We start from the raw sequence: 25178 nt of genomic DNA on the forward strand, positions 1-25178 counted from the left end.
AGCCGACGCCCCTTAAACTGTCATGGTGAGTGAGCAGCTTGAGCGACTTGACCGACTTCCCCTCCGGACCAACCTTCGAGGCCTGAGCCCTTATGGCGCCCCGCAGCTTGATGTTCCGATCCTGCTCAATGTCAATGAGAACACTCATGGCGTGCCCGCTGATGTCCAGGCGGCCATCACCGCGGCAGTCGCGGAAGCCGCCACCGGGCTGAACCGCTACCCGGACCGTGAGTTCACCGAGCTCCGTGAGGCCTTGGCTGAGTATCTGGGGCACGGACTTGTTGCGGACAATATCTGGGCGGCCAATGGCTCGAACGAAGTGCTGCAACAGATCCTCCAGGCTTTCGGTGGCCCCGGACGTACCGCCCTCGGCTTCCCCCCGACGTACTCCATGTACCCCCTGCTGGCCAGTGGAACGGATACTGAGTACATTGCCGGCGTCCGTGCCGATGACTACGGCCTTGATGCCGAGTCCGCGGCCGCGCAGGTCCGCGAACTCCAGCCGAACGTCGTGTTCTTGTGCTCGCCGAACAATCCGACCGGTACCGGCCTTGGCCTGGACGTCGTGGAGGCTGTGTACGAGGCGGGCGAGGCCAGCCAGGCCATTGTCATTGTCGACGAGGCGTACCACGAGTTTGCCCACGACGGCACCCCGAGTGCCCTGACGCTTCTTCCCGGCCGCGAGCGGCTTATCGTTTCGCGGACCATGAGCAAAGCTTTCGCCTTGGCCGGCGCCCGGATCGGCTACATGGCCGCAGCGCCCGAAGTTGCCGACGCGATCCGCCTGGTGCGGCTCCCGTACCACCTGTCGGCTATCACCCAAGCCACTGCGCTGGCTGCACTTCACCACCGCGAGGCCCTCATGGCCGACGTCGAAGACATCAAGGTCCAGCGCGACCGCATCGTCAGCGAGCTGACCCGCCTGGGCTTCACGCCCGCGGCCTCGGACTCCAACTATGTGTTCTTCGGCGGAGTCGGAAACCCGCACGCATTGTGGCAAGGCCTGCTGGATCGTGGAGTCCTCATCCGCGACGTCGGCATTCCGGGCCACCTGCGCGTCACTGCCGGCACCGAGCCGGAAACCACCGCCTTCCTTGAGGCGCTCGAAGCCTTGGTGGACGGGCAGCTTTCCGGCCCGGCCTAGACTTGAACCTGACCTTTCCCTCCTGCCTCCAAAGGAAATACGAATGAGCGAAAACGGCGCCGGCACGGCGGCCGCCCGTACAGCACGCATGGAACGCACCACCAGCGAGTCTTCGGTCCTGGTTGAGATCAACCTCGACGGCACCGGAGTCTCGGACATCAGCACCTCGGTGCCGTTCTACGACCATATGCTGACGGCGCTCTGCAAGCACTCGCTCATCGACATGACCGTCAAGGCCACCGGCGATACCCACATTGACGCCCACCACACAGTGGAAGACGTGGCCATCACGTTCGGCGAAGTACTTCGAACCGCCCTGGGCAACAAAGCCGGGATCCGCCGCTTCGGCGAGGCAACCGTGCCGTTGGACGAAGCACTGGCGCACGCCGTCGTCGACGTCTCCGGTCGTCCCTACCTGGTGCACGGCGGCGAGCCCGCCGGTCAGGAGTACCACTTGATCGGCGGCCACTTCACAGGCTCGCTCACCCGCCATGTCTTCGAGGCCATCACGCTCCATGCTGGGATCTGCCTCCACATGAACGTTCTGGCAGGCAGGGATCCGCACCACATCGTCGAAGCCCAGTTCAAGGCGTTTGCCAGGGCGCTTCGCTCCGCCGTCGAGTCCGACCCGCGGGTCGAAGGCATTCCGTCCACGAAGGGCGCCCTATGAGCGCGCAGATCCTCAAGGACGGAGCCATCGTGGATCCGAAGGCCGCGGGCCGGATCGTTTCGGCCGAAGGCAAGCCGACCGTTACTGTCTTGGATTACGGCTCGGGGAATGTCCGCTCGGCCGTCCGGGCGCTGGAACGGGCCGGAGCGGAAGTCACGCTCAGCGCGAAGCCGGAAGATGTCCTGAACGCAGACGGGCTCCTGGTGCCCGGAGTCGGCGCGTTTGAAACCGTCATGCGCGAGCTCAAGGCGGTTGACGCTGTCCGGTTGATTGGTCGTCGCATTGCCGGCGGCCGCCCGGTCCTTGGCATCTGCGTCGGCCTCCAGGTGTTCTTCGAAGCCGGAGTCGAGCACGGCACCGAGGCCGAAGGCATGGGAGAGTGGCCCGGCAAGGTGGAACTGCTTCCTGCGCCTGTGGTCCCGCACATGGGCTGGAATACGGTGGACGTGCCGGAAGGATCCACGTTGTTCGCCGGTGTTGAGCACGAGCGCTTTTATTTCGTGCACTCATATGGCGTGCAGAAGTGGGAGTTCGACGTCGCCCAGCCCAGGATGGCCCCGCCGAAGGTCACCTGGTCCGAACACGGCGCACCCTTCATTGCCGCAGTGGAAAACGGTCCGCTGTGCGCTACCCAGTTCCACCCGGAAAAGTCCGGCGACGCCGGTGCCCGGCTCCTGCGCAATTGGGTCGAAAGCCTCCGTCCGCACCCGCCGGTGCCGGAGGCCGCTTCCTAGATGTGGTCCGTAATTTTCATGGGTGCTGCCGGCCTGTTGGTGGGTGGCGGAATCTCGTTCCATCAGCAGAGGCGCCCCGCGTGGGTTTCCATTTCCTTCTACGTACTCGCGGGCCTGGCACTGCTCGCGGCCTACCTTTTCACCCTTCCAGGCAAATAGCCCGCGGAGCGATGGCACTGCCCGCCCCACAACCTCAAGGACTTCAATGACCACCGAACAGCCCGTATTGGAACTCCTGCCTGCCGTCGACATCGTTGACGGCCAGGCGGTGCGCCTCCTGCAAGGCGAAGCCGGTTCCGAAACCAGCTACGGCACCCCGCTCGAAGCCGCGCTTAACTGGCAGGAAGCCGGCGCGGAATGGGTCCACATGGTAGACCTCGACGCCGCTTTTGGCCGGGGTAACAACGCGGACCTCATCAGCGAAGTTGTCTCCCAGCTCACGTTGAAGGTTGAGCTCTCCGGCGGACTCCGGGACGACGAATCCCTCGAGCGCGCCCTGGAGCTGGGAGTTGCCCGCGTGAACCTCGGAACGGCGGCCCTTGAGAACCCGGAATGGACCCGTCGTGCGATCGCGCGCTTCGGTGACAAGATCGCCGTCGGGCTTGACGTCCGTGGCACCACCCTCGCTGGCCGCGGCTGGACCAAGGAAGGCGGAGACCTCTGGGAGGTTCTTGCGCGCCTGGAAGACGCGGGCTGCGCACGGTACGTGGTCACTGACGTCACGAAGGACGGGACGCTTCAGGGACCCAACGTCGATTTGCTCCGCCAGATGGTCGAAAAGACCGGTAAGCCAGTGGTCGCGTCCGGTGGGATTTCGAGCCTTGAGGACCTCCGCGCACTGCGGGAGCTTGTTCCGCTCGGCGTCGAGGGAGCGATCGTGGGCAAGGCGCTTTACGCCGGCGCCTTCACCCTCCCGGAAGCCCTGGACGTAGCCGGCCGCCGCTGATGTCCCACGAAGCGCAGCCATCCGAATCGGCCGCACCCGAAGCTACGGGTCGTCCGTACCGTGCGTTGCCGGGCCACATCGCTGCAGCCCTCGCGGGGGCCGGGGGAACCGGCGACTCCGCGGGGCAGCCGTGGTCGGGCCGGGACCTGAGCGGTGACGCGGGAAAAATCCACAATTTCGAGGACGACGACGGAACCGCCGACGCCGGCTACCTTGCCGCCGTCGGGGCCTTACTTGCCGGCGAGGGGACCGAAGCCGGGGTCGTCGCTTCCTTGGCCACCGCCCGTGTCTTCGTCCCCGTGGTGGCGCAACTCGCCGAGGAAGCCGAAGGGGTCGACGGACTCCATGCCGACAAGCAGGCGGATATGGCCCTGGTGACTCTGACTGCTCCTGACGGCAGGACCGCGATGCCGGCCTTCACCTCGGCCGCGGCCTTGGAAGCCTGGCACCCGGACGCCCGTCCCGTGGCCGTCTATGCAGCCCGGGCGGCGCTGTCCGCCGTTTCGGAGGGAGCGCAGCTTCTTGTCCTCGATCCCGGTTCGGATGTCACCTTCGTGGTGCGCCGCCCGGCGATGTGGTCACTTGCACAGCAGCAGGACTGGACGCCGTCGTACCTTGATGATGAACTGGAGTCTGCTCTCAATTCCTTGGCCGGTGCATACCCGGCAGTACGGCGGATCGCGGTTCTGCCGGGCTCGGGTGTCGCCGCTCGCACGGCGGGGGGATCGACCATGGCGGGCGGCGGACCAGGGCCCGAACTGCGCGTGGTGCTCTACCTCGAAGACGGCCTTGACGCCGCCGGGGTCCAAGAGCTGGTATCCGGGCTGAACGGACGTTGGGCGCAGAACGAATTGTTCGCCGAGCGGGTTGACTCGATCGAGGTCAGCCTGCAGCGGGCGGCACAGTAGCCGAAGGCGCAGGGGTAACCCCCCTGTCCTGCTTTCGGCAGGACAGGGGGACTTGGCACGTGAATTTCGCTCTCTACCGAGAGATGCTTTCCATAGCTTCCGTACGGCGGCTCTTGATTGTCGGGATGATTGCCCGCATACCGCACTCCGCGGCGGGAGTCCTGCTCACGCTGCATATCGTGCTGACGCTGGGCAAAGGGTATGCGGCCGCAGGCGCCGCGGCGGCGGTTTTCACCATCGGCATCGCCATCGGCGCGCCGTGGCGCGGACGGCGCGTAGATACCGTGGGCCTGCGACGGGCGCTCATCCCGTCGGTGGTGTCCGAACTGGTCATCTGGTCGATCGTGCCGCACGTCAGTTACGAATGGATCCTCCCGCTCGTCTTTGTGGGCGGGCTGCTGACGCTGCCCATTTTCAGTGTCATCCGGCAGTCCCTCGGGGTCCTTGTTTCCGGTGAGCAGCGCCGCTCCGCCTATGCGTTGGACTCGATAGCCACCGAAGTGGTCTTCATGATCGGTCCCGCGGTGGGTGCCGTCGTTGCCACGAGTGGTTTCACGGCACTCGGGTTGACCGTCGTCGGAATCTGCACGTCAGCCGCCGGACTTTTCCTCCTCTGGTTCAATCCGCCCACGCGCAGCGAGGACGTCCTCGACGCCGCGCAAGCGGCTGATCGGGACGCCGACGAACTCCACGCGGCCGAGGCCGCGGTGGTGGCTTCGGCGCCGGCCCACCTCCAGGAGGCCGCTTCCGAGATGGTTCCGGCTGCTTCGCAGCAGGCCGGCCTGCGCGGCCGGGTGACGAGGAACTTCACCTGGTTCACGGCTGCGGTCGCGGCAGTGTTTGCCGTCGCCGCCGGTTCCGGAATGGTACTGAGCGGTACCGACGTCGGGATTGTAGCCGTCCTGCAACGCGGCGGCCACCAAAGCGAAATCGGCGTTGTTTTCTTCTTTTGGTGCGCGGCTTCGGTGGTAGGTGGACTCATCTACGGGGCCATGCACCGGCCGGTCTCGCCGATTCTGCTCCTTCTGGGAATGGCTGCGCTCACCATTCCCATGGGCTTCGCCGGTGATACGTGGACCTTGGCCCTGTTGTCCCTCTTGCCCGGCGTTCTCTGCGCGCCTGTGTTGTCCGCCGCCTCGGAATTGGTCGCGGACATCGTTGATGAGGAACGGCGTGGCGAAGCGATGGGTTGGTATGGTTCCGCACTGACAGCCGGCGTGGCTTTTGGTTCGCCATTCGCGGGGCTTTTCATCGACGGCGTCGGCCCGTGGGCGGGATTCGTTGCGGTGGGCGCGGCAGGCGTGGTGCTGTGCCTCGCCGGGCTTGTTCTCCAGCAGCGACGCCGCCGGGTCTCCGCCGCCGCCAACGAAAGCGCCTAGGAACGACGACGGCGGGCCGGCCAAAGCAGGCCGGCCCGCCGCGGCGGACCATACTGTTGAAGTATTGGTGCGAGCCCGTTCAGTTGAGCGAGCCCGTTCAGTTGAGCGGGCCGGTTCAGTTGAAAGCGACGCTCATTTGACAGGTTCTCTCAGTTGACAGGCCTCTCAGTTGACGGGGCCTCTCAGTTGACGGGGCATCTCAATTGACGGGGCCCGTGAACTTTTCGCCTGGGCCCTTGCCTGGCGCGTCCGGAATCAGGGACGCCTCTCGGAAGGCGAGCTGGAGCGAGCGGAGGCCGTCGCGCAACGGGCCGGCATGCTGCGATCCGATCTCGGGCGCTGCGGCGGTCACCAGGCCGGCGAGGGCCGTGATCAGTTTGCGGGCTTCATCCAGGTCCTTGAGTTCCTCGGCATGGGGATCGTCAGCGAGCCCGACCTTGACAGCCGCCGCACTCATCAGGTGGACGGCACCGGTGGTGATGACCTCCACCGCGGGAACTTCCGAAATGTCGCGGATCTGCTGGCTTACTCCGGCGTCGCCGCCCTGGGGCTCGTTGTCAAGGGAATTGCTGTCTGAAGTGCTCATGCTGGTAAGCTTTACACAGACCGACTGGAAGTCGCTATTTGAGCCAGACTCCTGGGCCACCACCGTTAATGTGCGGCGGGGGCCTGTTTTCTGTAGAATTGTCTTTCAGTTTGCAAGCGGAGTTCTCTCCCACCCGCGTCAGCCGTTTCCCTCTAGGGATATAAGTTGCCGGGTATCTGGTCGGACGCCTCCCAAGGCCACCTTGGACGGCGTGAACGCCCCTCTTTGAAGGGGCGTCGTCCGGCCATTCGAGGCCTTCGATTGCGCCAGCAATTGGGGGCCTTCTCTATTTGCCGGTGGAATACTCATCACAACACCAGGAGCTTTGACATTAGCGAGCCAAGAATCAATGAGCGTATCCGCGTCCCCGAGGTACGTTTGGTCGGCCCTGCCGGCGAACAGGTAGGAATCGTCCGTATTGAGGACGCCCTGCGTTTGGCTGCCGAGGCTGATCTGGATCTTGTTGAAGTTGCACCGCAGGCGAAGCCTCCGGTGTGCAAGCTGATGGACTTTGGCAAGTACAAGTACGAAGCGGCTGTCAAAGCCCGCGAGGCCCGCAAGAACCAGACCAACACGGTTCTCAAGGAAATCCGCTTCCGCCTGAAGATCGACACCCATGACTACGAGACCAAGCGCGGCCATGCGCTTCGGTTCCTGGGTGCCGGAGACAAAGTGAAGGCCATGATCCAGTTCCGTGGACGTGAGCAGCAGCGCCCCGAGATGGGCATCCGCTTGTTGCAGCGCTTCGCCGAGGACGTCGCCGAAGTTGGTGTGATCGAGTCCAGCCCGCGCATCGATGGCCGCAACATGGTCATGGTGATCGGGCCGTTGAAGAACAAGGCTGAGGCCAAGGCGGAGGCCCGCCGTGCGGCGCAGCGCGCAGAGGCCAAGGCGCAGAATGAAGCCAAGGCCGCGGCGCGGATCGACGTCTCGGGTGGAGAAGCTCCGTTGACCCAGTCTCTTGGAGACCTGCTCCCGGCGGAACTCCTGAACCAGCCTGAAGGAACCCCGGCCGAGGAAACCGCGGCAACGGAAGCTGCAGCACCGGAAACCGCACCCGAAGCGGTCGAGGAAGAAGCAGCCGAAGAGGTAGTTGCTGAAGAAGCGCCCGCTGAGGAAGCTCCTGTCGAGGAAGCCCCCGTGGCCGAAGCTGCTCCCGTAGCCGCTCCGGCGCCGGTAAAGGCTCCCGAGGCCCCCGCTACTGAGCAGGCAGTTCCGAAGCCGGTTGTTCCGGCAGCCCCCAAGCCGGGTGCTGTTCCGGTGCCGAAGCCCATGGCCAAGCCTGCGGCTCCGAAGCCGACGGCAAGGCCGGCAGCTCCCAAGGCTGCCCCGAAGCCGGCTGCACCCAAGACCAACTAGTCACGCCGCGGGAGGCATTCCCTCCGCTCGGCAAGAAAAGCAGCAGCCGCTCCTCAGGGGCGGCCGCATGAAAGAACTGCAGATTCATTCTGCGGATACGTAAGGAGATCGGTTCCCATGCCGAAGATGAAGACCCACAGCGGTGCTAAGAAGCGCTTCAAGCTGACCGGCACTGGCAAGCTGAAGCGTCAGCAGGCCAACCGCCGCCACTACCTCGAGCACAAGCCCACCACCTTGACCCGCCGCCTCGCCGGCGACCGCATCGTCTTCAAGGGCGACGCCAAGGTCATCAAGAAGATGCTCGGCCTCTAAGTTCCAAGTTTCCGGCAGCTGCCATCCGGTAGCCGCCGACTACACCAAAGCCTTCTCAGGCGAGCCGGACACCGGCTGTAGCAGCTTGGGATAAGAAATTTTTGAAGGAGTACGCACGTGGCACGTGTGAAGCGGGCGATTAATGCCCACAAGAAGCGTCGGGTTGTCCTTGAACGGGCCAAGGGTTACCGCGGTCAGCGGTCCCGCCTGTACCGCAAGGCAAAAGAGCAGCTGCTGCACTCGTTTGTGTACAGCTACGGCGACCGCCGCAAGAAGAAGGGCGATTTCCGTCGCCTTTGGATCCAGCGCATCAACGCTGCGTCCCGCGCCAACGGCCTGACCTACAACCGCCTCATCCAGGGCCTGAAGGCTGCCGAGGTTGAGGTCGACCGCCGCATGCTCGCAGAGCTGGCCGTCTCTGACGCCAACGCTTTCGCTGCGCTGGTCAAGGTTGCCAAGGACGCCCTGCCGGCTGACACCTCCGCTCCGGCCGCCAAGGTTGCCGCTGCTCCGAAGGCTTCCGCGAAGGCTGCTCCCGCTGCCAAGGCTGCCCGCGCCGTCAAGGCTACCGTTTCCGAGGAAGAGCCCGCTGCCAAGGCGCCTAAGGCCAAGGCTGCGAAGAAGCCTGCCGCTGACGCTGCCGAGTAGTAAGCACAGCCACGGTTCAAGGGACGGTGGCACTAGCCACTAAAGTTCTTATATGAACGAAACTGGGCGCCCGCAAGAATTCCTGATGTCCAACCCCCGAGCCGATCGGGTGAGGGATGTCGCGAAACTTGCAGGGCGCCCGGCCCGTTTAAAGCGGGGCAAGTTCCTCGCCGAGGGTCCCCAGGCCGTCCGGGAGGCGCTCGTCCTGCACCGTGAGCGACGCGCCGCGGGGGAGTCCGGCGTCGTACACGAAGTCTACGCAAGCGAAAGCTGCCTTGAACGGCTCCCGGAACTTGCCGGGCTGGCTGAGGGCGTGGGATTGCGGCTTGCCAGCGACGACGTCCTCGCCGCCATGGCGGACACGGTCAATCCCCAAGGCATTGTGGCCGTCTGCGACTTCGTGGACGTGAGCCTTGAATCAGTGCTCGACGCCGGCCCGCGGCTTATCGCCGTCATGTGCCAGGTCCGGGACCCCGGCAACGCGGGAACGGTGCTTCGGGCAGCTGACGCCGCCGGCGCCGATGCGGTGGTACTCACCGGTTCCAGCGTCGATATCTACAACCCGAAGGCCGTGAGGTCCACGGCGGGTTCCCTGTTCCATTTGCCTGTGGTCCTTGGAGCCGACGTCGAGCAGCTCGTAGCACTCTGCAAGGCACGCGGCATCGGAATCCTCGCCGCGGACGGCTACGGGACTTTGAACCTTGACCGGCTTCAGGATGAGAACGCCGCACGACGCCTTGGGGCGTCCGACGCTACGTCCGAATATCCCCTCGAGGCGCCAACCGCGTGGTTGTTCGGCAATGAAGCCCAGGGGCTTTCCGAAGCCGAACTCGCCCTTGCGGACCACCGGGTGGCAGTGCCCGTGTATGGATCTGCCGAGAGCCTCAACCTCGGCACCGCAGCCACTGTGTGCCTCTACGCCAGCGCGCGCTCCCAGCGGGGCTCCTGACGCTGCCTCGCATCCGTGCGGTTACCCTACGGTTGCCTATCCACACGGTTGTGTGGAACAGTCCTGTGCCCGTGCGAAAGGTACGGTAGTGCTTGGAGGCGGGTGGCGCCGTCGTGCCCCTGCCGTACTCACTCACATCCCCGAACCCGAAGAGGTGGAGCTTTCGAGGCTGCAAATGGCGGTACCAAGGCGATTGTGGCGGCGTTGTCCGCCAACTTGACGATCGCCCTGCTCAAGTTCGTCGCATTCATCCTGACCATGTCATCGTCCATGCTGGCCGAAGCGATCCACTCCGTGGCCGATTCCGGTAACCAATTGCTCTTGTTGGTTGGCGGCAAACGGGCGCAACGGGCCGCGAGCCCTGAGCATCCGTTCGGCTATGGCCGTGAACGGTACATCTACGCGTTCATCGTCTCGATTGTGTTGTTCAGCGTCGGTGGTTTGTTCGCGCTTTTTGAGGCCTGGGAGAAATTCCAGAACCCGCATGCAATCGAAGGCAGCTTCTGGTGGGTTCCACTGGCGGTACTGGTGGGCGCGATCATCGCCGAGTCCTACTCGTTCCGGACGGCCATCCACGAATCCAATCCATTGCGCGGCAAACAGAGCTGGGTCAAGTTCATCCGCAATGCCAAGCAGCCCGAACTGCCCGTGATCTTGTTGGAGGACTTCGGGGCGCTTCTAGGCCTGGTTTTCGCCCTGTTCGGCGTAGGCATGACCCTCGCTACCGGGAACGGTGCATGGGACGCCGCAGGAACCGGCATGATCGGCCTGCTACTGGTGGCGATCGCCGTGGTCCTCGCGGTGGAAACCAAGTCGCTGCTGCTTGGCGAGTCGGCCACCAAGGAGGATGCTACGCGCATCGCCGAGGCCATCGAAGCGGACGGGACGCGCATCATCCATCTCAAGACGATGCACCTGGGACCGGAGGAATTGCTTGTTGCTGCAAAGATCAGCGTGGGCGTTGCCGATACCGGCCAGGAGATCGCCCGGGCAATCGACGACGCCGAAGTCAGAATCCGGACGGCGGTACCCATCGCGCGGGTCATCTATCTTGAACCGGATGTGGAGCGCGTCCAGGCCTAGGGCGCCACGAGAGTTTGTGTACAGATCTTGACCCTTATTCGCTCGTTTAAGGGGTGCGATCTGTACACAAACTCGCCGATGGGGGAGGGCTATGCTGCCAGCGGCTTCTTGCGTTCCAGCCGACCACTGATGCCGGCGACGCCGAGTCCCAGGACAGCGAGGACCGCCCCAACGAGGGCCGGGGCCACATACCCCCAGCCCCAGGCGATGACAACGCCGCCAAGGAAGGCACCCAAGGCGTTGGCGACGTTGAGTGCGGAATGGTTGAGCGAGGATGCCAACGATGGTGCGTCCGGCGAGGCGTCCAGAAGGCGGGTCTGCAGGGGCGGCACCAACATGGAACCGATGCCGCCCACGACGAAGACCATGATCAGCGCCGACCAAGCCCAGTGGGCCGCGACGGCATAGGCCACAAGTGCCACGGCGATGGCTGGGAGGACGCGGTAGATGGTTCCCATCACCGATTTGTCCGCGATACGCCCGCCCAAGATGTTCCCTGCGACCATGCCGAGGCCGTAGAGGGCGACAACGAGCGGGATCACGGCTTCCTGCATGCCTGCGACTGACGTCATGGTGTGGGCGATGTACGTGTATGTCGCGAAGAATCCGCCGAACCCGATGATACCGATCAGCAGCGCCAACCAGACCTGGATTCGTTTGAGGGCGCCGAGTTCGCGGCGGATGCTGGCTTCGGGATGGGCAGGTTCAAAGGGCACGAACTTCCACATCAGCGCGCTCGTGGTCAGTCCGATCGCCCCGACTACGATGAACAGCAGGCGCCACCCGAACGCCTGGCCAAGCCAGGTGGCCACGGGAACGCCGATGACGTTGGCAATAGTGAGCCCGCCCATGACCATGGAGATTGCCCACCCACGCTTCGTCGGTGCAACCAGGCTCGAGGCGATCACTGCGGCAATGCCGAAGAACGCGCCATGCGGCAGGCCGGACGCGAACCTCGAGATCAACATGGTTCCGTAGTCCGGGGCGATGAAGGACGACAAGTTGGCGATCGACAAGAACAACATGAGCCCCAGGGCGAGTTGCTTCCGGGGGAGTTTGGCGCCGAGGGCCGCGAAGACAGGCGCGCCCACCACGACGCCCAAGGCATAGGCGGAAATAAGGTTTCCGGCCTCGGGCGTGCTGATCCTCAGCCCGTGTTCGACTTCTTTCAGCAATCCCATCATTGTGAACTCGGTGGTTCCGATCGCAAAACCACCCATCGCCAAGGAAAAGATGGCAAGCGCCACGTGGCGGGATCGGGTCTTCGGGGAGGTCTTGCTGACAGCAGTGGTGGTCATCGTCCTGTTTCTTGGAGTGTGAGCTGAAGGCCGCTCGAAGGGGAATAAATCCGATTTTCAAGCTTAGTGGGGGACCCGGGCTGAATGCTCGTCAATGTGACAACTCCCGTAGGCGGATCGCAGGCGTGCCGGGCCGGGATCCGATGGCCCATAGACTATTGCGGTGACTGCTCTGATACGCGTGGCGGGTGCCGCCGTCGTCGATTCTTTGGACGCTCCAACCCGACTGCTTGTTGCCCGTCGCAGCTCCCCGCCGCAGTTCGCCGGCATGTGGGAGTTCCCCGGCGGAAAACTGGAAGCGGGAGAGACATTCGAAGCTGCGCTGCACCGCGAACTGCTCGAGGAACTCGGCATTGCGGTGTGCCTCGGCGCCGAAGTCGAATCCGACGCCGGGTCCGGGTGGCCATTGAACGAGCGGGCCGTCATGCGTGTGTGGTTCGCTGAAGTCCTCGACGGCGAACCGAGGCCCCTTCAAGACCATGACGAACTCCGTTGGGTCACGCTCGGCAGCGGGAACGCTGCCTTCGCCCTGCCGTGGATTCCCGCCGACTTGCCGATTGTCCGCGCTTTACTGGCGCGGGTCGATTCCGGGTTGCGCAGCTAGAAAAGCGTCGCCTGTGCAGTGGCTGGCAGCGCCACGGTGGCTTCCTTGCGGGCCGTAGCCCTGTGGTGGCTGAATCCGCTGCTTCCGGTGAACCCATGACGTGCTTTGAAGTATTTGATGCGCCCGGTCAGCCAGGTCTTGTATTCCTCGGAAACATAGGCCCCGCGTCCGTAGAGTCCCCTGTACTTTTGCACGAGTGCGGGGTGATGCGCCGACAACCATTGCATGAACCATTCCCGGGTGCCCGGCCGCAGATACAGCGCTCCCGCCGTTACTCCCGTGGCGCCGGCTGCGGATAGGGCGGTGAAGAGCGACTCGAGGGCGTCATCGCTGTCCGTCAGCCAAGGCAGGATGGGCATGGCCATGACTCCGCAGCAAAGTCCGGCGTCGCGCAAGCGCCGGATGAGCCTCAGCCTTGCGCGCGGTGCGGGCGTTCCTGGTTCGATGATCGCGGCAAGGGTTTCGTCCGTCATGGCGAGTGAGATGCCGATGTCCACGGAAACCTGGCTGGCGGCGTGCTTCAGCAGCGGAATATCGCGGCTGAGGAGGGTTCCTTTCGTGAGGACCGAGAACGGCGTGCCGGACTCGGCCAGGGCGCGGATGATCCCGGGCATCAGTTGATAGCGGCCTTCCGCTCGTTGGTAGGGATCCGTGTTGGTACCCAGGGCGACGTGGTGGTGTCCCCACGCGGGCTTGGAAAGTTCCTTGCGCAAGACCTCGGCCGCGTTGATCTTCACGATCACTTGCGAGTCGAAGTCATGGCCGGCATCGAATTCCAGGTAGGTGTGGCTCTTTCGGGCGAAGCAGTACACGCACGCATGGCTGCATCCGCGGTATGGATTGATGGTCCATTCAAAAGGCATCTGGGAACCGGACGCCACCTTGTTGAGCACCGATTTGGCAGTGACCTCATGGAAGGTGACTCCGGAGAACTCGGGGGTTGAGACGGAACGCACAAGCCCGGCCAGCGGCAGCAGGGCGTCCGAAGCTGGGGCGGCTCCGGACAGGACGCTGACACTGTTGTCTCCGAGCGCCGGACCACGACGTGGTGAAATTGCTTGTGCGTCCCATCTCATGGAGTCCATTCGAATATATGTTCGAAAGCTTGTCAAGGCCGCCAGCCACTACAGGAGATGTTTCCATCGCGGACCTGGATTGCGGACCGGTGATTGCTAGGGTGGGTCCATGATCCTGCTGACCGGCTTTGAGCCATTTGGCGGCGACTCCAGCAATCCATCGTGGGCGGCTGCCCTCGCTGCCCGGGACATCCTGCGCGCCGAAGGCCACGAGGTCGACTCGATCGAATTGCCGTGCGTCTTCGGCGAATGCGCCATGATCCTGCGGGAAGCCATCAACCGCCTGCGGCCAGGTCTGGTCATTTGCGTCGGGCTCGCTGGCGGCAGGGACCGGCTTTCCTTGGAGCGCGTAGCCATCAACTGCGACGACGCCAGGATTCCGGACAACGCGGGAAACCGGCCCATTGACGAACCCGTTGATCCTTCAGGGCCGGCAGCTTATTTCACGAGCCTGCCCATCAAGTCAGCCCTTCGCGAGCTTCAGATCGAGGGGATCAAGGCCGAAGTCTCGCAGACCGCGGGAACGTACGTCTGCAACCACGTGTTCTATGCCTTGATGCACGAACTTTCCACCTCGGCCCAAGCTGAAGGCGTGCGCGGCGGCTTCATCCACGTACCGTACGAGGAAACGCCCACGACGCCCACCATGTCCGTCCGGGACATGGGCGAGGGGATCGCCGTCGTTGTTCGCACAACGCTTCGGACGACCGCGGATGCGAAGATGTCCGCGGGAAAAATCCATTAGCTAACCCGAACCACTAGGGAACCGGCGTCAGTCCCCGTCGCCATCGGGGGATTGAAGCTCCCACCGGACCACAACGGCGGCCGAGATCGCGACGGAACCAGCCTCGATCGCCACGCCTTCGCTGGCCGCCGCGCGGGCGAAACCGGCAGTCAACGGGACCGGACTGCCGTGCTCCGGACGTTGGTCGATCGACAGCACCTGTCCCAGCCGCGCACCCGAGAGGGCGGCGAAGCGGGCTGCCTTCGCCTCGGCGTCGAACCAGGCGGCTTCCTGCGCCTCCGCCGCCACCGCGGTCGAATTCCGGAATCCCTGCTCGATCCCGTTGATACGGACGCTATCACCCCCCGCCGCGACTGCGGCGGAGATGGCGGCAGGAGCCGCCGACGGCGGGCTGACGCGGGCCACCAGGGTGGTGGCGGCAGTGTATCCATTGATCTTTTGACCGTGGTTTTCACTCCATGCGAGCTCGGCCCGCAGGTTCAGGCCGCTGGTCCTTAGCCCGGAGTCTTCCACCCCGTGTCCACGCAAGGCGCCGGTCACCGCGGAAGCGGTTTGTCCGGCGTCGTCATATGCTTCCGCCGCGGAATCCCGCCGGACCTCGACGGCGAGCGTGAGCGTGAGCAGGTCGGGAACGGCTTCGGCTGTTCCTTCCCCCGTGACGGTGATGGTTCGCATCGTGGCCATGAGGCCATGCTAGCTGCCCGGACTTCCACAGTGTCACGCGTTAAATCCCGGCCGGAGGCTTCAACTAGACTGGAGCTTAGTGCCCGCCGGACGCCTCCGGCGAGCACCGCTCCTGCCTTTGCGACGGCCCAGCCATGGCGCTGCCCGGCGGGGACCAATTCCGACTCGTAGCTAAGAACAGTAGATGACTGACACTTTGCCGGGCGCTGCCATCCCGAACCCGCTGGATGAAGCCGCCATCACCGCTGCCGTTGAGGACGCAGTCGCAGCGATTGCCGCCGCATCCTCCCTCGAAGAACTCAAAGCCGTCCGCTTGGCGCACACGGGCGAGAAGTCGCCTTTGAGCCTTGCCAACCGCGAAATCGGCGCGTTGGCCAAGGAGCACAAGGCCGCTGCCGGAAAGCTCATGGGATCCTCCCGTGGTCGCGTCAACCAGGCGCTCGCGGCACGCACAGCCGTGCTCGAGGCCGAGAACGACGCCCGGATCCTCGTCGAGGAAACCGTGGACGTCACGGCGGCACCGAGGCGTCGTCGCGCCGGAGCCCGGCACCCGTTGTCGACACTGCAGGACCGCGTCGCCGATATCTTCGTCGGCATGGGCTGGGAAATTGCCGAAGGCCCGGAAGTCGAGTCCGAGTGGTTCAACTTCGACGCCCTCAACTTCAAGCCGGACCACCCGGCGCGCGAAATGCAGGACACCTTCTTCGTTGAGCCTCCCGAGGCCCACCTGCTCATGCGCACGCACACCTCGCCGGTACAGGTCCGTTCCATGTTGGAACGTGAGGTCCCCATCTATGTGTTGTGCCCCGGCAAGGTGTTCCGCACGGATGAACTCGATGCCACCCACACCCCGGTCTTCCACCAGTTCGAAGGCCTTGCCATCGACAAGAACCTGAGCATGGCCGACCTCCGGGGCACTTTGGAGCACTTCGCGCGGCAGATGTTCGGCGACGAAGCCCAGATCCGCCTGCGCCCGAACTACTTCCCGTTCACGGAACCATCCGCCGAGCTCGATATCTGGCACCCCGGCGCCAAGGGCGGCCCGCGCTGGATCGAATGGGGCGGTTGCGGCATGGTCAACCCGAATGTCCTGCGTGCCGCCGGCATCGATCCGGACGAGTATTCAGGCTTTGCCTTCGGCATGGGCATCGAGCGCACGCTCATGTTCCGCAATGAAGTCGGCGACATGCGGGACATGATCGAAGGCGATGTACGTTTCAGCGAGCACTTCGGGATGGAGATCTAACAGTGCGTATCCCACTTTCCTGGTTGCGCGAATTCGCGCAGGTTCCGGCCGAGGCCACGGCCGAAGACGTCATGGCGGACCTCGTCAAGGTCGGCTTTGAAGAGGAAGCCGTCCACCGTCCCACGGACGAACTGAAAGGCCCCATCGTGGTGGGCCAGGTCCTGAGCCTCGTTAAGGAACCGCAGAGCAACGGCAAGACCATCAACTGGTGCCAGGTGCGGGTGGTCCCTGAAGGCCAGGAACAGACCCTCACAGGCAAGGGCATCGACCCCTCCGGTGTGCAGGGGATCATTTGCGGTGCCCACAACTTCGTCGAGGGAGACAAGGTCGTAGTGACCCTCCCGGGTGCCGTGCTGCCGGGCGACTTCCACATTTCGGCGCGCAAGACCTACGGCCACATGTCCGCCGGCATGATCGCTTCGGTTCGTGAATTGGGCATCGGCGAGGACCACGACGGCATCCTGGTGCTCTCCCGGATCGGCTTGGACCCCGAGGTCGGAACCGACGCGATGTCCCTGCTTGGCCTCTACGACGAAGCCGCGGAAATCAACGTGACGCCGGACCGTGGCTACGCGTTCTCCATCCGTGGCGTAGCCCGCGAATACGCCCATGCCACCGGGACGTCATTCGTTGATCCGGCCTCGAAGGTCACCGTACCGGCTTCCCTTCAGGGCGGCTATGGCATCAAGCTCAACGATGACGCCCCCATTTACGGAAATCCGGGTTGCGATCGCTTCGTGGCCCGGACGGTGCGGGGCGTGGATCCCTCCCGGCCCACTCCGCCGTGGATGGTTTCCCGCTTGCGTCTGGCCGGCATCCGCTCGATTTCGCTGCCCGTGGACATTTCCAACTACGTGATGCTTGAGCTGGGCCAGCCCAACCACTGCTACGACCTCGACAAGCTCTCGGGCGATATTGTGGTTCGCCGGGCCGTCGCGGGGGAGAAGATCACCACCCTTGACGACAAGGTGCGCGCGCTCGACGTCGAAGACCTCCTGATCACCGACGACTCCGGAGCGATCGGCATCGCCGGCGTCATGGGCGGGGCCAACACGGAGGTCTCCGATTCGACCACCAACATCCTGGTCGAAGCCGCCCACTTCGATGAGGTCTCGATCGCCCGGTCCCGCCGCCGGCACAAGCTTCCTTCCGAAGCGTCCAAGCGCTTCGAGCGCGGCGTCGATTGGCACGTTGCCGGTGTGGCCGCGCAGCGCGTCGTGGACCTTCTCGTGGAACTCGCCGGCGGCACGGCGGACGAGGCCGGCACCGACGTCGGAATTGCGCCGGACGCGGTAACGATCGAGCTGCCTTCCGGTTACCCCGCGGCACGGATCGGCATCGACTTCACCGAAGAGCAGATCACCGGTTCGCTGGAGGACCTGGGCGCAGTGGTCCAAAAGGACGAGGCCGCGGACTCCTATTCAGTGACTGCTCCGAGCTGGCGCAACGACCTGGAGACCAAGGAAGACCTCTCTGAGGAAATCGCCCGTCTTGTCGGCTACGAAAACATCCCGGCTACCTTGCCTGTGGCCCCTCCCGGCCGCGGCTTGACCCGGACGCAGCAGCAAAAGCGCCGGGTAGTCCAGGCGCTCGCCGACGCCGGCCTGACTGAGGTGCTGTCCTACCCGTTTGTCTCCAAAGCGACGAACGATACCTTCGGCGTTGCCGAGGAAGGCGCGTCCCGCACGGCGGTCAAGCTCGCCAATCCGATCAGCGAGGAGCACGGGTATCTCCGTACGTCCATCCTTCCGGGCTTGATCGAAGTGGCCCGCCGGAACCACTCCCGCGGGTTCAGGGACCTTGCCGTCTTCGAAGCGGGCTCCGTGTTCCTCCCGGATGGGCAGTTGGGCACTCCGTCCATCCCTCCGCTGGGCATCAAACCTTCGGACGAGGTGCTTGACGGACTGTACGACGGCGTTCCGAACCAGCCGCTGCACGTCGCCGCGGTCCTGACCGGCCACGATTCCCCGGCTGCCGCGGAGCACAAGCCGCGCGCCTGGGATTGGGCGGACGCGCTCGATGTTGCCCGACTCATTGGCGATGTGCTGGGCGTCGAACTCGTGGTCAGCCAGGGCAGCCACCAGGCGTTCCACCCCGGCCGCGCCGCGCAACTGGCGCTCCGCTCGGGCGAGGTCGTGGGATACGCCGGCGAATTGCACCCCAAGCTGCTCGCCGCCCATGACATGCCGGCACGTTCCGTGGCTCTTGAGCTCAACGTGGACGCGCTGTTCGAAGCCGCGCCTGACGTCATTGTTGCCAAGCACATCTCCGGTTTCCCCGTGGCCACGCAGGATGTCGCCCTTGTAGTTCCGCAGGATGTCCCGGCGGACTCGGTGCTCGCGGCCCTTCGCGAAGGCGCAGGCGACCTCCTTGAAGACGTCGCGTTGTTCGACGTCTACGCGGGACAGGGCATCGAGGACGGCAAGAAGTCGCTCGCCTTCGGCTTGCGGTTCCGCGCGACGGACCGAACCCTGACCGCGGACGAAGCCTCGGAGGCCCGCGAGGCCGCCGTGGCAGTAGCCGCGGAGCGGTTCGGAGCAGTCCAGCGCTGACGGGCACCAACCCAGGGATCGAAGGGCTGGTTGTCCGCATCCAGCCCTTGGACCATGTCGATTCCGCCGCCATCGAAGTGATGGCGGCGGAATTGCTGTCTTCGGCCGAGGTGGCCCGCGCGAACGCCATGGCCACCGCTCCGCGATTCGATTTCCTGGCGTCCCGGGTGGCCCAGCAGCGGTTCGCCGCGGAGCTCCTTGGGGTTCCGGCGTCGAAACTCACGGCCGCCTACGAGTGCCCGCAGTGCGGCACCGGAGCGGACGTAGCCCACGGACGGCCCGGCTACCTGCTCGACGGCGGTTCGGCCCCATTGCTGCTCAGCGCCTCGCGGGCGTCGGGCTGGTTGCTGCTTGCCGCCGTCGTACGCCCCGGGAAGGGGCTCCGCCTGGGGGCCGACCTCGAAAGCGTGGCTGCCACGGAGTTCGCAGGCTTCGACGAGGTCGCCTTGACAGCAAATGAGCGGCGTCACCTGGCGTCCATGGAACCCGGGCGCCGCTCATGGGAGCGGGCGCGGTTGTGGGCGCGCAAGGAGGCCTGGCTCAAGATGACCGGAGAGGGACTGCGGGTCCGCCCGGACTCACTCGACGTCCTGGACAAACCGGGGCTGCACGATTATGAGCCGTTCAGCGATCATGAGCCATCCAGCCATCATGAGCCGTTCAGCGGCGTCCCGTCCGGCTTTGTGGCCGCCCTCGCCATCGGAACCGGTGCTGTACCGCTCTAGGGTGCTGCGGCGTGGCTTGTCCTATGCCAGTTGCGGCAGCTCGGCCTGGTAAAGCCAGGGCCAAAGGACTTTCGCGGCATCAAGCCCGGGCACATAGGAGTTGGCCGTAACCACGAACTCGGCCGTGGAAACCGAGCTGTGACGCTTGGTTTCAGTCCAGTGGCGCAGCAACCCGAAGAACGCCGTGTCCCCGCACGCGAGCCGGACGGCATGGAGGGCCAGCGCTCCGCGCTTGTACACACGGTCATCGAACATGAGCTCCGGGCCTGGGTCGCCGATCACCAAGTCCTGGGCGGTGACGCCGAGCTTGCGCCAAGCAGCTTTCGCGCGGTTGGCTACGGACATGACACCGGCTTCCTCGGACCAGATCCATTCGGCATAGCAGGCGAAGCCCTCGTGCAGCCAGATATCCCGCCAACTGCTTACCGTGAGGGAATTGCCGAACCACTGGTGGGAGAGTTCGTGGGCGATGAGGCGCTGCGCCTCCCACGATTGCTCCATGTGGTTCCGGCCGAAGATCGAGAGCGTCTGCGCCTCAAGGGGGATTTCCAGTTCGTCATCGGTGACCACCGCCGTGTACTCCGTGAAGGGGTACGGGCCGAAGCAGTCCACGAAAGTTCGCATCATGTCGGCTTGCCGCGCCAAGCCCTCCCGGGCCTCGGACAACAAGCCGGGGGAGACAGCGACGAATTGAGGCACGGCCGATTCCCGCGGTGCCAGGAATCGGTGCCCGGTGCGCGCGTCCTCCCGTTCCAGCGAGGGGCTGAGCCGGTGTAGCCGATAGCGCCCGATCTGGACAGTGGCCAGATAGCTCGCCATTGGTTCACTTTGTTCGTAGACCCAGGTCTCCCGGCTTGATTTCCGGCTGTGGGAGATCAGGCGGCCGTTGCAGACGGCACGGTAATTGTCATCGGTGGTCACGCTGATCAGGTAACTGGACTTGTGCCGCGGGTGGTCGTTGCAGGGGAACCACGACGCAGCGCCGTTCGGTTGTCCCGCAACGAGCACGCCGTCGTCGAGCTCTTCCCAACCGACTTCCCCCCACAAACCCCTGCGCGGTTTCGGATTTCCGTCGTAGCGGACCTCGACCAGGAAGGTCTGCCCGGCCCGCAGCCGGTCCCTGACTGTGATGACGAGGTGCTCGCCACGCGAGGTGAACTTCTGCACCTTCTTGCCGTCCACCAGGATCTTCGACGCCTTCAACCCCACCAAGTCCAAGACCACCGTGCCGATGTCCTCGAGGGCCATGCAGCGAAGGGTCGCGCGGCCGTTGAGCCTGTTGCTGCCAAGGCTGTAGTCAAGGTCCAGCTCGTACCGAAGCACGTGGTACGCGGTGCTTCCGTGGTGCAGGGTGTAACGGTCAGCGGCAAGTGCGGGTGTTCCTGGTTCGGTGCGGCTCATATGAGCTGGCTGCCTCCGTATGGCTTCTGGTGCGGGATTCTGGTGGGCTGGTTGCTCGCTGTTGTTCCTGCCAATGTACGCTACGGACGGCCGTTACGGACCCGTCCAGGGGCTCACGGGGTTGCCGATCCAATACGTACCCGCTGGAACGGTCTCACCCCGCATGACCAGCGATGCCGGTCCCACAGTTCCACCTGCCCCGATGCTGGCGCGGGGGAGAATGACGCCATGCGGCCCCATCGTTGCCCCGTCCTCGAGCACCACCGTGTCGATGCTCATGACCCGGTCGTGGAAGAGGTGGGTCTGGACGACGCAACCGCGGTTGACCGTTGAGCTTTCACCGAGGGTGACAAGGTCGGCTTCGGGCAACCAGTAGCTTTCGCACCAGGTTCCCCGGCCGATTTTCGCGCCGAGGGCCCGGAGCCACCACACCAAGGCCGGCGTTCCGGATGCCGATCGGGCGAACCAAGGTGCGCTCACCATTTCGATGAAGGTATCCACTACCTCGTTCCGCCAAATGAACGAACTCCACAGCGGGTGCTGGCCTTCCTTGATCCGGCCGACCAGGATCCACTTCGCCGCAACCGAACTCGCGGCCGCGACGGCTCCCGCCGCGAGGACCACGATGCCGCCGAGGACGGCAGCCAGCCAGTAGGACGTTTCGGAAGCGATCCAGTCAAGGGCCAGCATGATGCCGACGGCGATCGCCACCGTGAGGATCACGGGTATCAGCCGGCACAATTCCCACAGCGCCCGCTTGGTCTTGAGTCCCCAAGGCGGGTTGAAGGTGAGGCTTTGATCGGACGCGATGGCCGTACGGCGCAGCCTCACGGGAGGACTTCCAAGCCAGGAGGTGCCGGACTTTGCCTTGGCCGGTGTCGCCGAGAGCACTGCGACGAGCGAATTCTTGGGAACGCTGCGCCCTGCCGCTGTCATGCCGGAGTTGCCCAGGAACGAGCGCTTGCCGATTTTTGCCGGCGCGATCTTCATCCAGCCCCCGCCCAGTTCGTACGACGCCACCATGGTGTCGTCCGCCAGGAAGGCACTCTCGCCGATCGTCGTCATGCGCGGAAGGAGCAGGACCGTGGAGGCTTCTACGTTCCGCCCGACCTTCGCGCCAAGCAAGCGCAGCCAGACCGGGGTAAAGAGGCTCGCGTAAATGGGGAAGAGGAGGTCGCGTGCGAGGTCCAGGACGCGTTCCGTGGCCCACACTTGCCAGCCCACCCGGCTGCGTACCCGGTAGTAGCCCTCCTTGAGGCCGAAGCCCAGCAGCCGGGTGGTCACCAGGATCAGCAGGAGGTTGCACAGGAACCATGCAATTGCGGCGAACGGAATGGACAGCATGAGTTGCGGGAAGGCGTCCGCGAGGGAATTCTTGCCCTGGATGAACAGCAGGGCGACGTACGCGCCCACGCATGCCGAAAGGTACGGGATGAGGGCCAGGATTGCAGACGCTGAAGCGAATGCGGTGAACCACAGCCTGCCGATCAGGTGGTGGGTTGCCGGAGTTTCGGGCCAATCGCTCTTTGCCTTGCCTCGGCGTTCGGCCGGGGATCCGGCCACGAGGTGCCCGGACTTCACCTTGCCGAGGACGGCGGAACCCGGCTCGACCCGGGCGCCGGCGCCGATGCTGGTGCCGGGCATGAGGGTGCTCCGCGAACCCACAGTTGCGCCAGGGCCCACATGGACAGACCCTATATGCACGTAGTCGCCGTCGATCCACCAGCCGGACAGATCCACTTCGGGTTCGATGTTGCAGCCGCTGCCGAGCGAGAGCAGCCCCGTGACGGGAGGCAGTGAGTGCAAATGGACGTTGTTGCCGATCTTCGCGCCCAGGGCCCTGGCGTAATAGGGGACCCACGGCGCGCTCGCCAGGCTGACGGCGCCGGAGAGATCCTGGATCTGTTCGGCGAGCCATAGCCTCAAGTGCACCTTGCCCGACCGCGGGTACGTACCGGGTTTCACTCCGCCCAGGAGGAGGCGCGCGGCCAGGATCGAGATGGCCATGCGGCCCGGCGGGCTGACGAACACCAGCCAGGACGCCAGGATCCACCACCAGGACACCACGGGGGCGGCCGAGAAGCCGGCGAAGGCGGCCAGCAGGTTGTTGGCGACCATCAGGTACGTGAGCCAGCGCATGCCCACCAGGATGTTGAGGAGGACGCCCATCAGGGTTTGGAAGACCTGGGACTTCCTGGCAGTCGGCCGGACGGTGCGCTCGGCTGCCGGTCCGGCCACGTGGCCTTCGGGCAGCGATTGGCGTGCCGTGTCGATCAAGGCCCCCACCCTGGGCGTGGCGTAGATTTCCGCGACGGTGATGGTAGGGTAGCGCACCCGCAATGCCGAGACGAGCTGGGCCGCGGCGAGGGAGCCACCGCCATACGCAAAAAAGTCGGCGTCGAGCGAGGTGACCGGCGCTCCCAGGACGCTTTCCCATTGGTCCACTATCCATTGGGCGTCCTCGGGCAGGTTGAGCGGCGCCTTCTCCGCGTCGGCCGCAGCTGCACCGGCCAAGGGCCACGGAAGGGAATGCCGGTCGACCTTGCCGCTGGTCTTCGTCGGGAGGGAGTCCACCACGGTCATGAGCGGGATCAACGCCGCAGGGAGGCTCTCGGTCAACAATTCCCGGGCAGCCACGAGATCGATTTCTTCGTGTCCCGCAGGTGCGAGGTAACCGACCAGGATCTGGTTCCCCGCCGCCGTCGTGCGCACCGCGGCTGCGGCTCCAGCGACTCCGGGAAGGGCCTGGAGCGCTGCGTCGATCTCGCCGAGCTCGATTCTTCGGCCGCCGAGCTTCACTTGTTCATCGGCGCGGCCCTGGAAGATGAGTCCTGCTTCCTCGTAGCGCACGAGGTCGCCGGAACGGTACGCCCGTCCCCAACCAAGCGACTGCATGGGCGCGTACTTTTCCGCGTCCTTTGCCGGGTCGAGGTAGCGCGCCAGGCCGACGCCGCCAATGATCAGTTCGCCGATCTCGCCTTCAGCGACGGGCACCCCGGCGGAATCGACGACGGCGAGGTCCCAACCGTCGAGGGGCAATCCGATCCGGACCGGGCCGCTGCCGCCAAGGGGAGCGGCGCAGGCCACGACGGTCGCTTCGGTGGGGCCGTAGGTGTTCCATACTTCGCGGCCGTCGACGGCGAGCCGCTCGGCGAGTTCCGGCGGGCACGCTTCGCCGCCGAAGATCAGCAGGCGCACGTTTTCGAGGGCTTCCGCCGGCCACAACGCCGCGAGGGTCGGCACGGTGGAGACCACGGTGATGCCGTGGTTGATCAGCCACGGTCCGAGGTCCATCCCTGAACGGACGAGGGCCCGGGGCGCCGGCACGAGGCATGCTCCGTGCCGCCACGCCAGCCACATTTCCTCGCAGGACGCGTCGAAAGCCACGGAGAGCCCGGCCAGGACCCGGTCCTGTGGTCCGATGGGCTCGTCTTGGAGGAAAAGCCGGGCCTCGGCATCCACGAATGCTGCCGAGGAACGGTGCTGCACCGCTACACCCTTTGGCGTGCCGGTGGATCCGGAGGTGAAAATGACCCAGGAATCGTCCTCGAGCCGCGGCGCCCGGGGCGCCGGGTGGGGCGTTGGCCGTGGGGCGGAAAGCTCGATCTTGCGGCCCTTCGTGACCACCGCGGCCACCTTCGCCTCGCCGAAAACCAGCCGTGCCCGCTCTTCGGGGTCATCGGCGTCGACGGGCACGTAGGCCGCTGCAATCGACAGGATGGCCAGGATGGAAATGTAGAGATCATTCGTCCCCGAGGGGATCCGGACGCCGATCTTGTCTCCGGGACCCAGTCCCGCCTCGACGAGCGTCGCGGCGAAGCGGCGGACCTGTGCCAACAAATCGGAGTAGCTCAGGGATTTCTGCCCGTCATCGAGGGCTGAGGCTTCAGGAAAAGCCCGCGCGGTTGCGTCGATGATCCCAAGGAGGGTGCGCGCCGGTGGCGCGGCCGGGCCTCCTTGAAGCTGGGGCAGGTACACAGCCTGGAGTCCGGGGTGGGTTGCCCGGGCATCATGTTCTTGGGTCACCAAAGGATTTTCGCGTCTGTAGATGAACAAAAGGTGTCGGAGGCCGCCCGGGCTTTCCCCGCGCTTTACCCAAGATTAATCCAGTGGACGCCTGGAAGTCGCC

The 25178-nt window shown here is 64.9% G+C and carries 23 protein-coding genes; 17 read left to right on the forward strand and 6 right to left on the reverse strand.

What is annotated here, in order from left to right:
• The first annotated feature begins 25 nt into the window (after positions 1 to 25).
• Genes ABCW42_RS07400 through ABCW42_RS07430 form a run of 7 tightly spaced genes read left to right on the forward strand, consistent with a single transcriptional unit; the run spans position 26 to position 5781 of the window.
• Entirely contained in the window at positions 26 to 1144 is a 1119-nt protein-coding gene (locus tag ABCW42_RS07400; protein ID WP_423184233.1) for a histidinol-phosphate transaminase, read from the forward strand.
• A gap of 43 nt (positions 1145 to 1187) precedes the next feature.
• On the forward strand, positions 1188 to 1814 hold the full coding sequence (gene hisB, locus ABCW42_RS07405; protein WP_423184234.1) for an imidazoleglycerol-phosphate dehydratase HisB: 627 nt from the start codon (positions 1188 to 1190) through the stop codon (positions 1812 to 1814).
• The gene (gene hisH / locus ABCW42_RS07410; RefSeq protein ID WP_423184235.1) at positions 1811 to 2548 is read left to right on the forward strand and encodes an imidazole glycerol phosphate synthase subunit HisH; all 738 of its coding nucleotides are present in this window, start codon (positions 1811 to 1813) and stop codon (positions 2546 to 2548) included. The genes hisB and hisH overlap by 4 nt, the downstream gene beginning before the upstream one ends.
• On the forward strand, positions 2549 to 2707 hold the full coding sequence (locus tag ABCW42_RS07415) for a hypothetical protein (protein WP_165962198.1): 159 nt from the start codon (positions 2549 to 2551) through the stop codon (positions 2705 to 2707).
• 46 nt (positions 2708 to 2753) lie between these two features.
• Complete coding sequence (priA, locus tag ABCW42_RS07420; RefSeq protein ID WP_423184236.1) at positions 2754 to 3494, forward strand: bifunctional 1-(5-phosphoribosyl)-5-((5-phosphoribosylamino)methylideneamino)imidazole-4-carboxamide isomerase/phosphoribosylanthranilate isomerase PriA; 741 nt, start codon at positions 2754 to 2756, stop codon at positions 3492 to 3494.
• The gene (locus ABCW42_RS07425; RefSeq protein ID WP_423184237.1) at positions 3494 to 4402 is read left to right on the forward strand and encodes an SseB family protein; all 909 of its coding nucleotides are present in this window, start codon (positions 3494 to 3496) and stop codon (positions 4400 to 4402) included. The genes priA and ABCW42_RS07425 overlap by 1 nt, the downstream gene beginning before the upstream one ends.
• 59 nt (positions 4403 to 4461) lie before the next feature.
• Positions 4462 to 5781: an MFS transporter gene (locus tag ABCW42_RS07430; RefSeq protein ID WP_423184238.1), complete on the forward strand. Its 1320-nt coding sequence runs from the start codon at positions 4462 to 4464 to the stop codon at positions 5779 to 5781.
• Positions 5782 to 5980: 199 nt separating this feature from the next.
• Here the strand turns inward: ABCW42_RS07430 and ABCW42_RS07435 are convergent, their stop codons facing one another.
• Entirely contained in the window at positions 5981 to 6367 is a 387-nt protein-coding gene (locus ABCW42_RS07435; protein ID WP_133202935.1) for a DUF1844 domain-containing protein, read from the reverse strand.
• Positions 6368 to 6745: 378 nt separating this feature from the next.
• Here ABCW42_RS07435 and infC point away from each other — a divergent pair, with 378 nt between their 5' ends.
• The 5 genes from infC (at position 6746) to ABCW42_RS07460 (ending at position 10718) form a co-directional block, all read left to right on the forward strand.
• Positions 6746 to 7726 (forward strand): translation initiation factor IF-3, encoded by a 981-nt coding sequence (gene infC / locus ABCW42_RS07440; protein WP_423184239.1) that lies wholly within the window; start codon positions 6746 to 6748, stop codon positions 7724 to 7726.
• A 117-nt stretch (positions 7727 to 7843) separates the two neighbouring features.
• On the forward strand, positions 7844 to 8038 hold the full coding sequence (rpmI, locus tag ABCW42_RS07445; RefSeq protein ID WP_423184240.1) for a 50S ribosomal protein L35: 195 nt from the start codon (positions 7844 to 7846) through the stop codon (positions 8036 to 8038).
• Positions 8039 to 8155: 117 nt separating this feature from the next.
• Positions 8156 to 8686 carry a 50S ribosomal protein L20 gene (gene rplT / locus ABCW42_RS07450; RefSeq protein ID WP_423184241.1) on the forward strand — a complete coding sequence of 177 codons (531 nt, stop codon included), beginning with the start codon at positions 8156 to 8158 and terminating at the stop codon, positions 8684 to 8686.
• A gap of 52 nt (positions 8687 to 8738) precedes the next feature.
• Positions 8739 to 9635, forward strand: coding sequence for a TrmH family RNA methyltransferase (locus ABCW42_RS07455; RefSeq protein ID WP_423184242.1), 897 nt, complete (start codon positions 8739 to 8741; stop codon positions 9633 to 9635).
• Between the two features lie 195 nt (positions 9636 to 9830).
• Entirely contained in the window at positions 9831 to 10718 is an 888-nt protein-coding gene (locus ABCW42_RS07460) for a cation diffusion facilitator family transporter (protein WP_423184243.1), read from the forward strand.
• Positions 10719 to 10807: 89 nt separating this feature from the next.
• Here the strand turns inward: ABCW42_RS07460 and ABCW42_RS07465 are convergent, their stop codons facing one another.
• Complete coding sequence (locus ABCW42_RS07465) at positions 10808 to 12016, reverse strand: MFS transporter (protein ID WP_423184244.1); 1209 nt, start codon at positions 12014 to 12016, stop codon at positions 10808 to 10810.
• A 163-nt stretch (positions 12017 to 12179) separates the two neighbouring features.
• Here ABCW42_RS07465 and ABCW42_RS07470 point away from each other — a divergent pair, with 163 nt between their 5' ends.
• Complete coding sequence (locus ABCW42_RS07470; protein ID WP_423184245.1) at positions 12180 to 12620, forward strand: (deoxy)nucleoside triphosphate pyrophosphohydrolase; 441 nt, start codon at positions 12180 to 12182, stop codon at positions 12618 to 12620.
• Here the strand turns inward: ABCW42_RS07470 and ABCW42_RS07475 are convergent.
• Positions 12617 to 13696 (reverse strand): Rv2578c family radical SAM protein, encoded by a 1080-nt coding sequence (locus ABCW42_RS07475; RefSeq protein ID WP_423184246.1) that lies wholly within the window; start codon positions 13694 to 13696, stop codon positions 12617 to 12619. The genes ABCW42_RS07470 and ABCW42_RS07475 overlap by 4 nt on opposite strands.
• 109 nt (positions 13697 to 13805) lie before the next feature.
• Here ABCW42_RS07475 and pcp point away from each other — a divergent pair, with 109 nt between their 5' ends.
• Positions 13806 to 14441, forward strand: coding sequence for a pyroglutamyl-peptidase I (gene pcp / locus ABCW42_RS07480; RefSeq protein WP_423184247.1), 636 nt, complete (start codon positions 13806 to 13808; stop codon positions 14439 to 14441).
• Between the two features lie 27 nt (positions 14442 to 14468).
• Here the strand turns inward: pcp and ABCW42_RS07485 are convergent, their stop codons facing one another.
• Positions 14469 to 15125 (reverse strand): SIMPL domain-containing protein, encoded by a 657-nt coding sequence (locus tag ABCW42_RS07485; RefSeq protein ID WP_423184248.1) that lies wholly within the window; start codon positions 15123 to 15125, stop codon positions 14469 to 14471.
• 184 nt (positions 15126 to 15309) lie between these two features.
• Here ABCW42_RS07485 and pheS point away from each other — a divergent pair, with 184 nt between their 5' ends.
• From pheS to ABCW42_RS07500, 3 genes are read left to right on the forward strand one after another with little or no spacing between them, the layout of a single operon-like run.
• Positions 15310 to 16371 carry a phenylalanine--tRNA ligase subunit alpha gene (gene pheS / locus ABCW42_RS07490; protein WP_133202946.1) on the forward strand — a complete coding sequence of 354 codons (1062 nt, stop codon included), beginning with the start codon at positions 15310 to 15312 and terminating at the stop codon, positions 16369 to 16371.
• 2 nt (positions 16372 to 16373) lie between these two features.
• A complete protein-coding gene (pheT, locus tag ABCW42_RS07495; RefSeq protein WP_423184249.1) occupies positions 16374 to 18923 on the forward strand; it encodes a phenylalanine--tRNA ligase subunit beta in 2550 nt (849 codons plus the stop codon).
• Positions 18924 to 18970: 47 nt separating this feature from the next.
• Positions 18971 to 19648 (forward strand): 4'-phosphopantetheinyl transferase family protein, encoded by a 678-nt coding sequence (locus tag ABCW42_RS07500; protein ID WP_423184250.1) that lies wholly within the window; start codon positions 18971 to 18973, stop codon positions 19646 to 19648.
• A gap of 21 nt (positions 19649 to 19669) precedes the next feature.
• Here ABCW42_RS07500 and ABCW42_RS07505 read toward each other — a convergent pair whose 3' ends face one another.
• Together ABCW42_RS07505 and ABCW42_RS07510 are read right to left on the reverse strand one after the other, a co-directional pair.
• Positions 19670 to 21049: a M1 family metallopeptidase gene (locus ABCW42_RS07505; protein WP_423184251.1), complete on the reverse strand. Its 1380-nt coding sequence runs from the start codon at positions 21047 to 21049 to the stop codon at positions 19670 to 19672.
• Between the two features lie 93 nt (positions 21050 to 21142).
• Positions 21143 to 25075 carry a Pls/PosA family non-ribosomal peptide synthetase gene (locus ABCW42_RS07510; protein WP_423184252.1) on the reverse strand — a complete coding sequence of 1311 codons (3933 nt, stop codon included), beginning with the start codon at positions 25073 to 25075 and terminating at the stop codon, positions 21143 to 21145.
• Between the last annotated feature and the right edge of the window lie 103 nt (positions 25076 to 25178).

The sequence above is a fragment of the Arthrobacter sp. NyZ413 genome (assembly GCF_049390645.1).
In the GTDB taxonomy this organism is placed as follows: domain Bacteria; phylum Actinomycetota; class Actinomycetes; order Actinomycetales; family Micrococcaceae; genus Arthrobacter.

Bases quoted from the DNA above. Each gene is read 5' to 3' on its own strand.
- hisB (WP_423184234.1), top strand. From the start codon at position 1,188: ATGAGCGAAAACGGCGCCGGCACGGCGGCCGCCCGTACAGCACGCATG.
- hisH (WP_423184235.1), top strand. From the start codon at position 1,811: ATGAGCGCGCAGATCCTCAAGGACGGAGCCATCGTGGATCCGAAGGCC.
- ABCW42_RS07415 (WP_165962198.1), top strand. From the start codon at position 2,549: ATGTGGTCCGTAATTTTCATGGGTGCTGCCGGCCTGTTGGTGGGTGGC.
- priA (WP_423184236.1), top strand. From the start codon at position 2,754: ATGACCACCGAACAGCCCGTATTGGAACTCCTGCCTGCCGTCGACATC.
- ABCW42_RS07425 (WP_423184237.1), top strand. From the start codon at position 3,494: ATGTCCCACGAAGCGCAGCCATCCGAATCGGCCGCACCCGAAGCTACG.
- ABCW42_RS07435 (WP_133202935.1), bottom strand. From the start codon at position 6,367: ATGAGCACTTCAGACAGCAATTCCCTTGACAACGAGCCCCAGGGCGGC.
- rpmI (WP_423184240.1), top strand. From the start codon at position 7,844: ATGCCGAAGATGAAGACCCACAGCGGTGCTAAGAAGCGCTTCAAGCTG.
- ABCW42_RS07455 (WP_423184242.1), top strand. From the start codon at position 8,739: ATGAACGAAACTGGGCGCCCGCAAGAATTCCTGATGTCCAACCCCCGA.
- ABCW42_RS07465 (WP_423184244.1), bottom strand. From the start codon at position 12,016: ATGACCACCACTGCTGTCAGCAAGACCTCCCCGAAGACCCGATCCCGC.
- ABCW42_RS07475 (WP_423184246.1), bottom strand. From the start codon at position 13,696: ATGAGATGGGACGCACAAGCAATTTCACCACGTCGTGGTCCGGCGCTC.
- pcp (WP_423184247.1), top strand. From the start codon at position 13,806: ATGATCCTGCTGACCGGCTTTGAGCCATTTGGCGGCGACTCCAGCAAT.
- ABCW42_RS07485 (WP_423184248.1), bottom strand. From the start codon at position 15,125: ATGGCCACGATGCGAACCATCACCGTCACGGGGGAAGGAACAGCCGAA.
- pheS (WP_133202946.1), top strand. From the start codon at position 15,310: ATGACTGACACTTTGCCGGGCGCTGCCATCCCGAACCCGCTGGATGAA.
- ABCW42_RS07505 (WP_423184251.1), bottom strand. From the start codon at position 21,049: ATGAGCCGCACCGAACCAGGAACACCCGCACTTGCCGCTGACCGTTAC.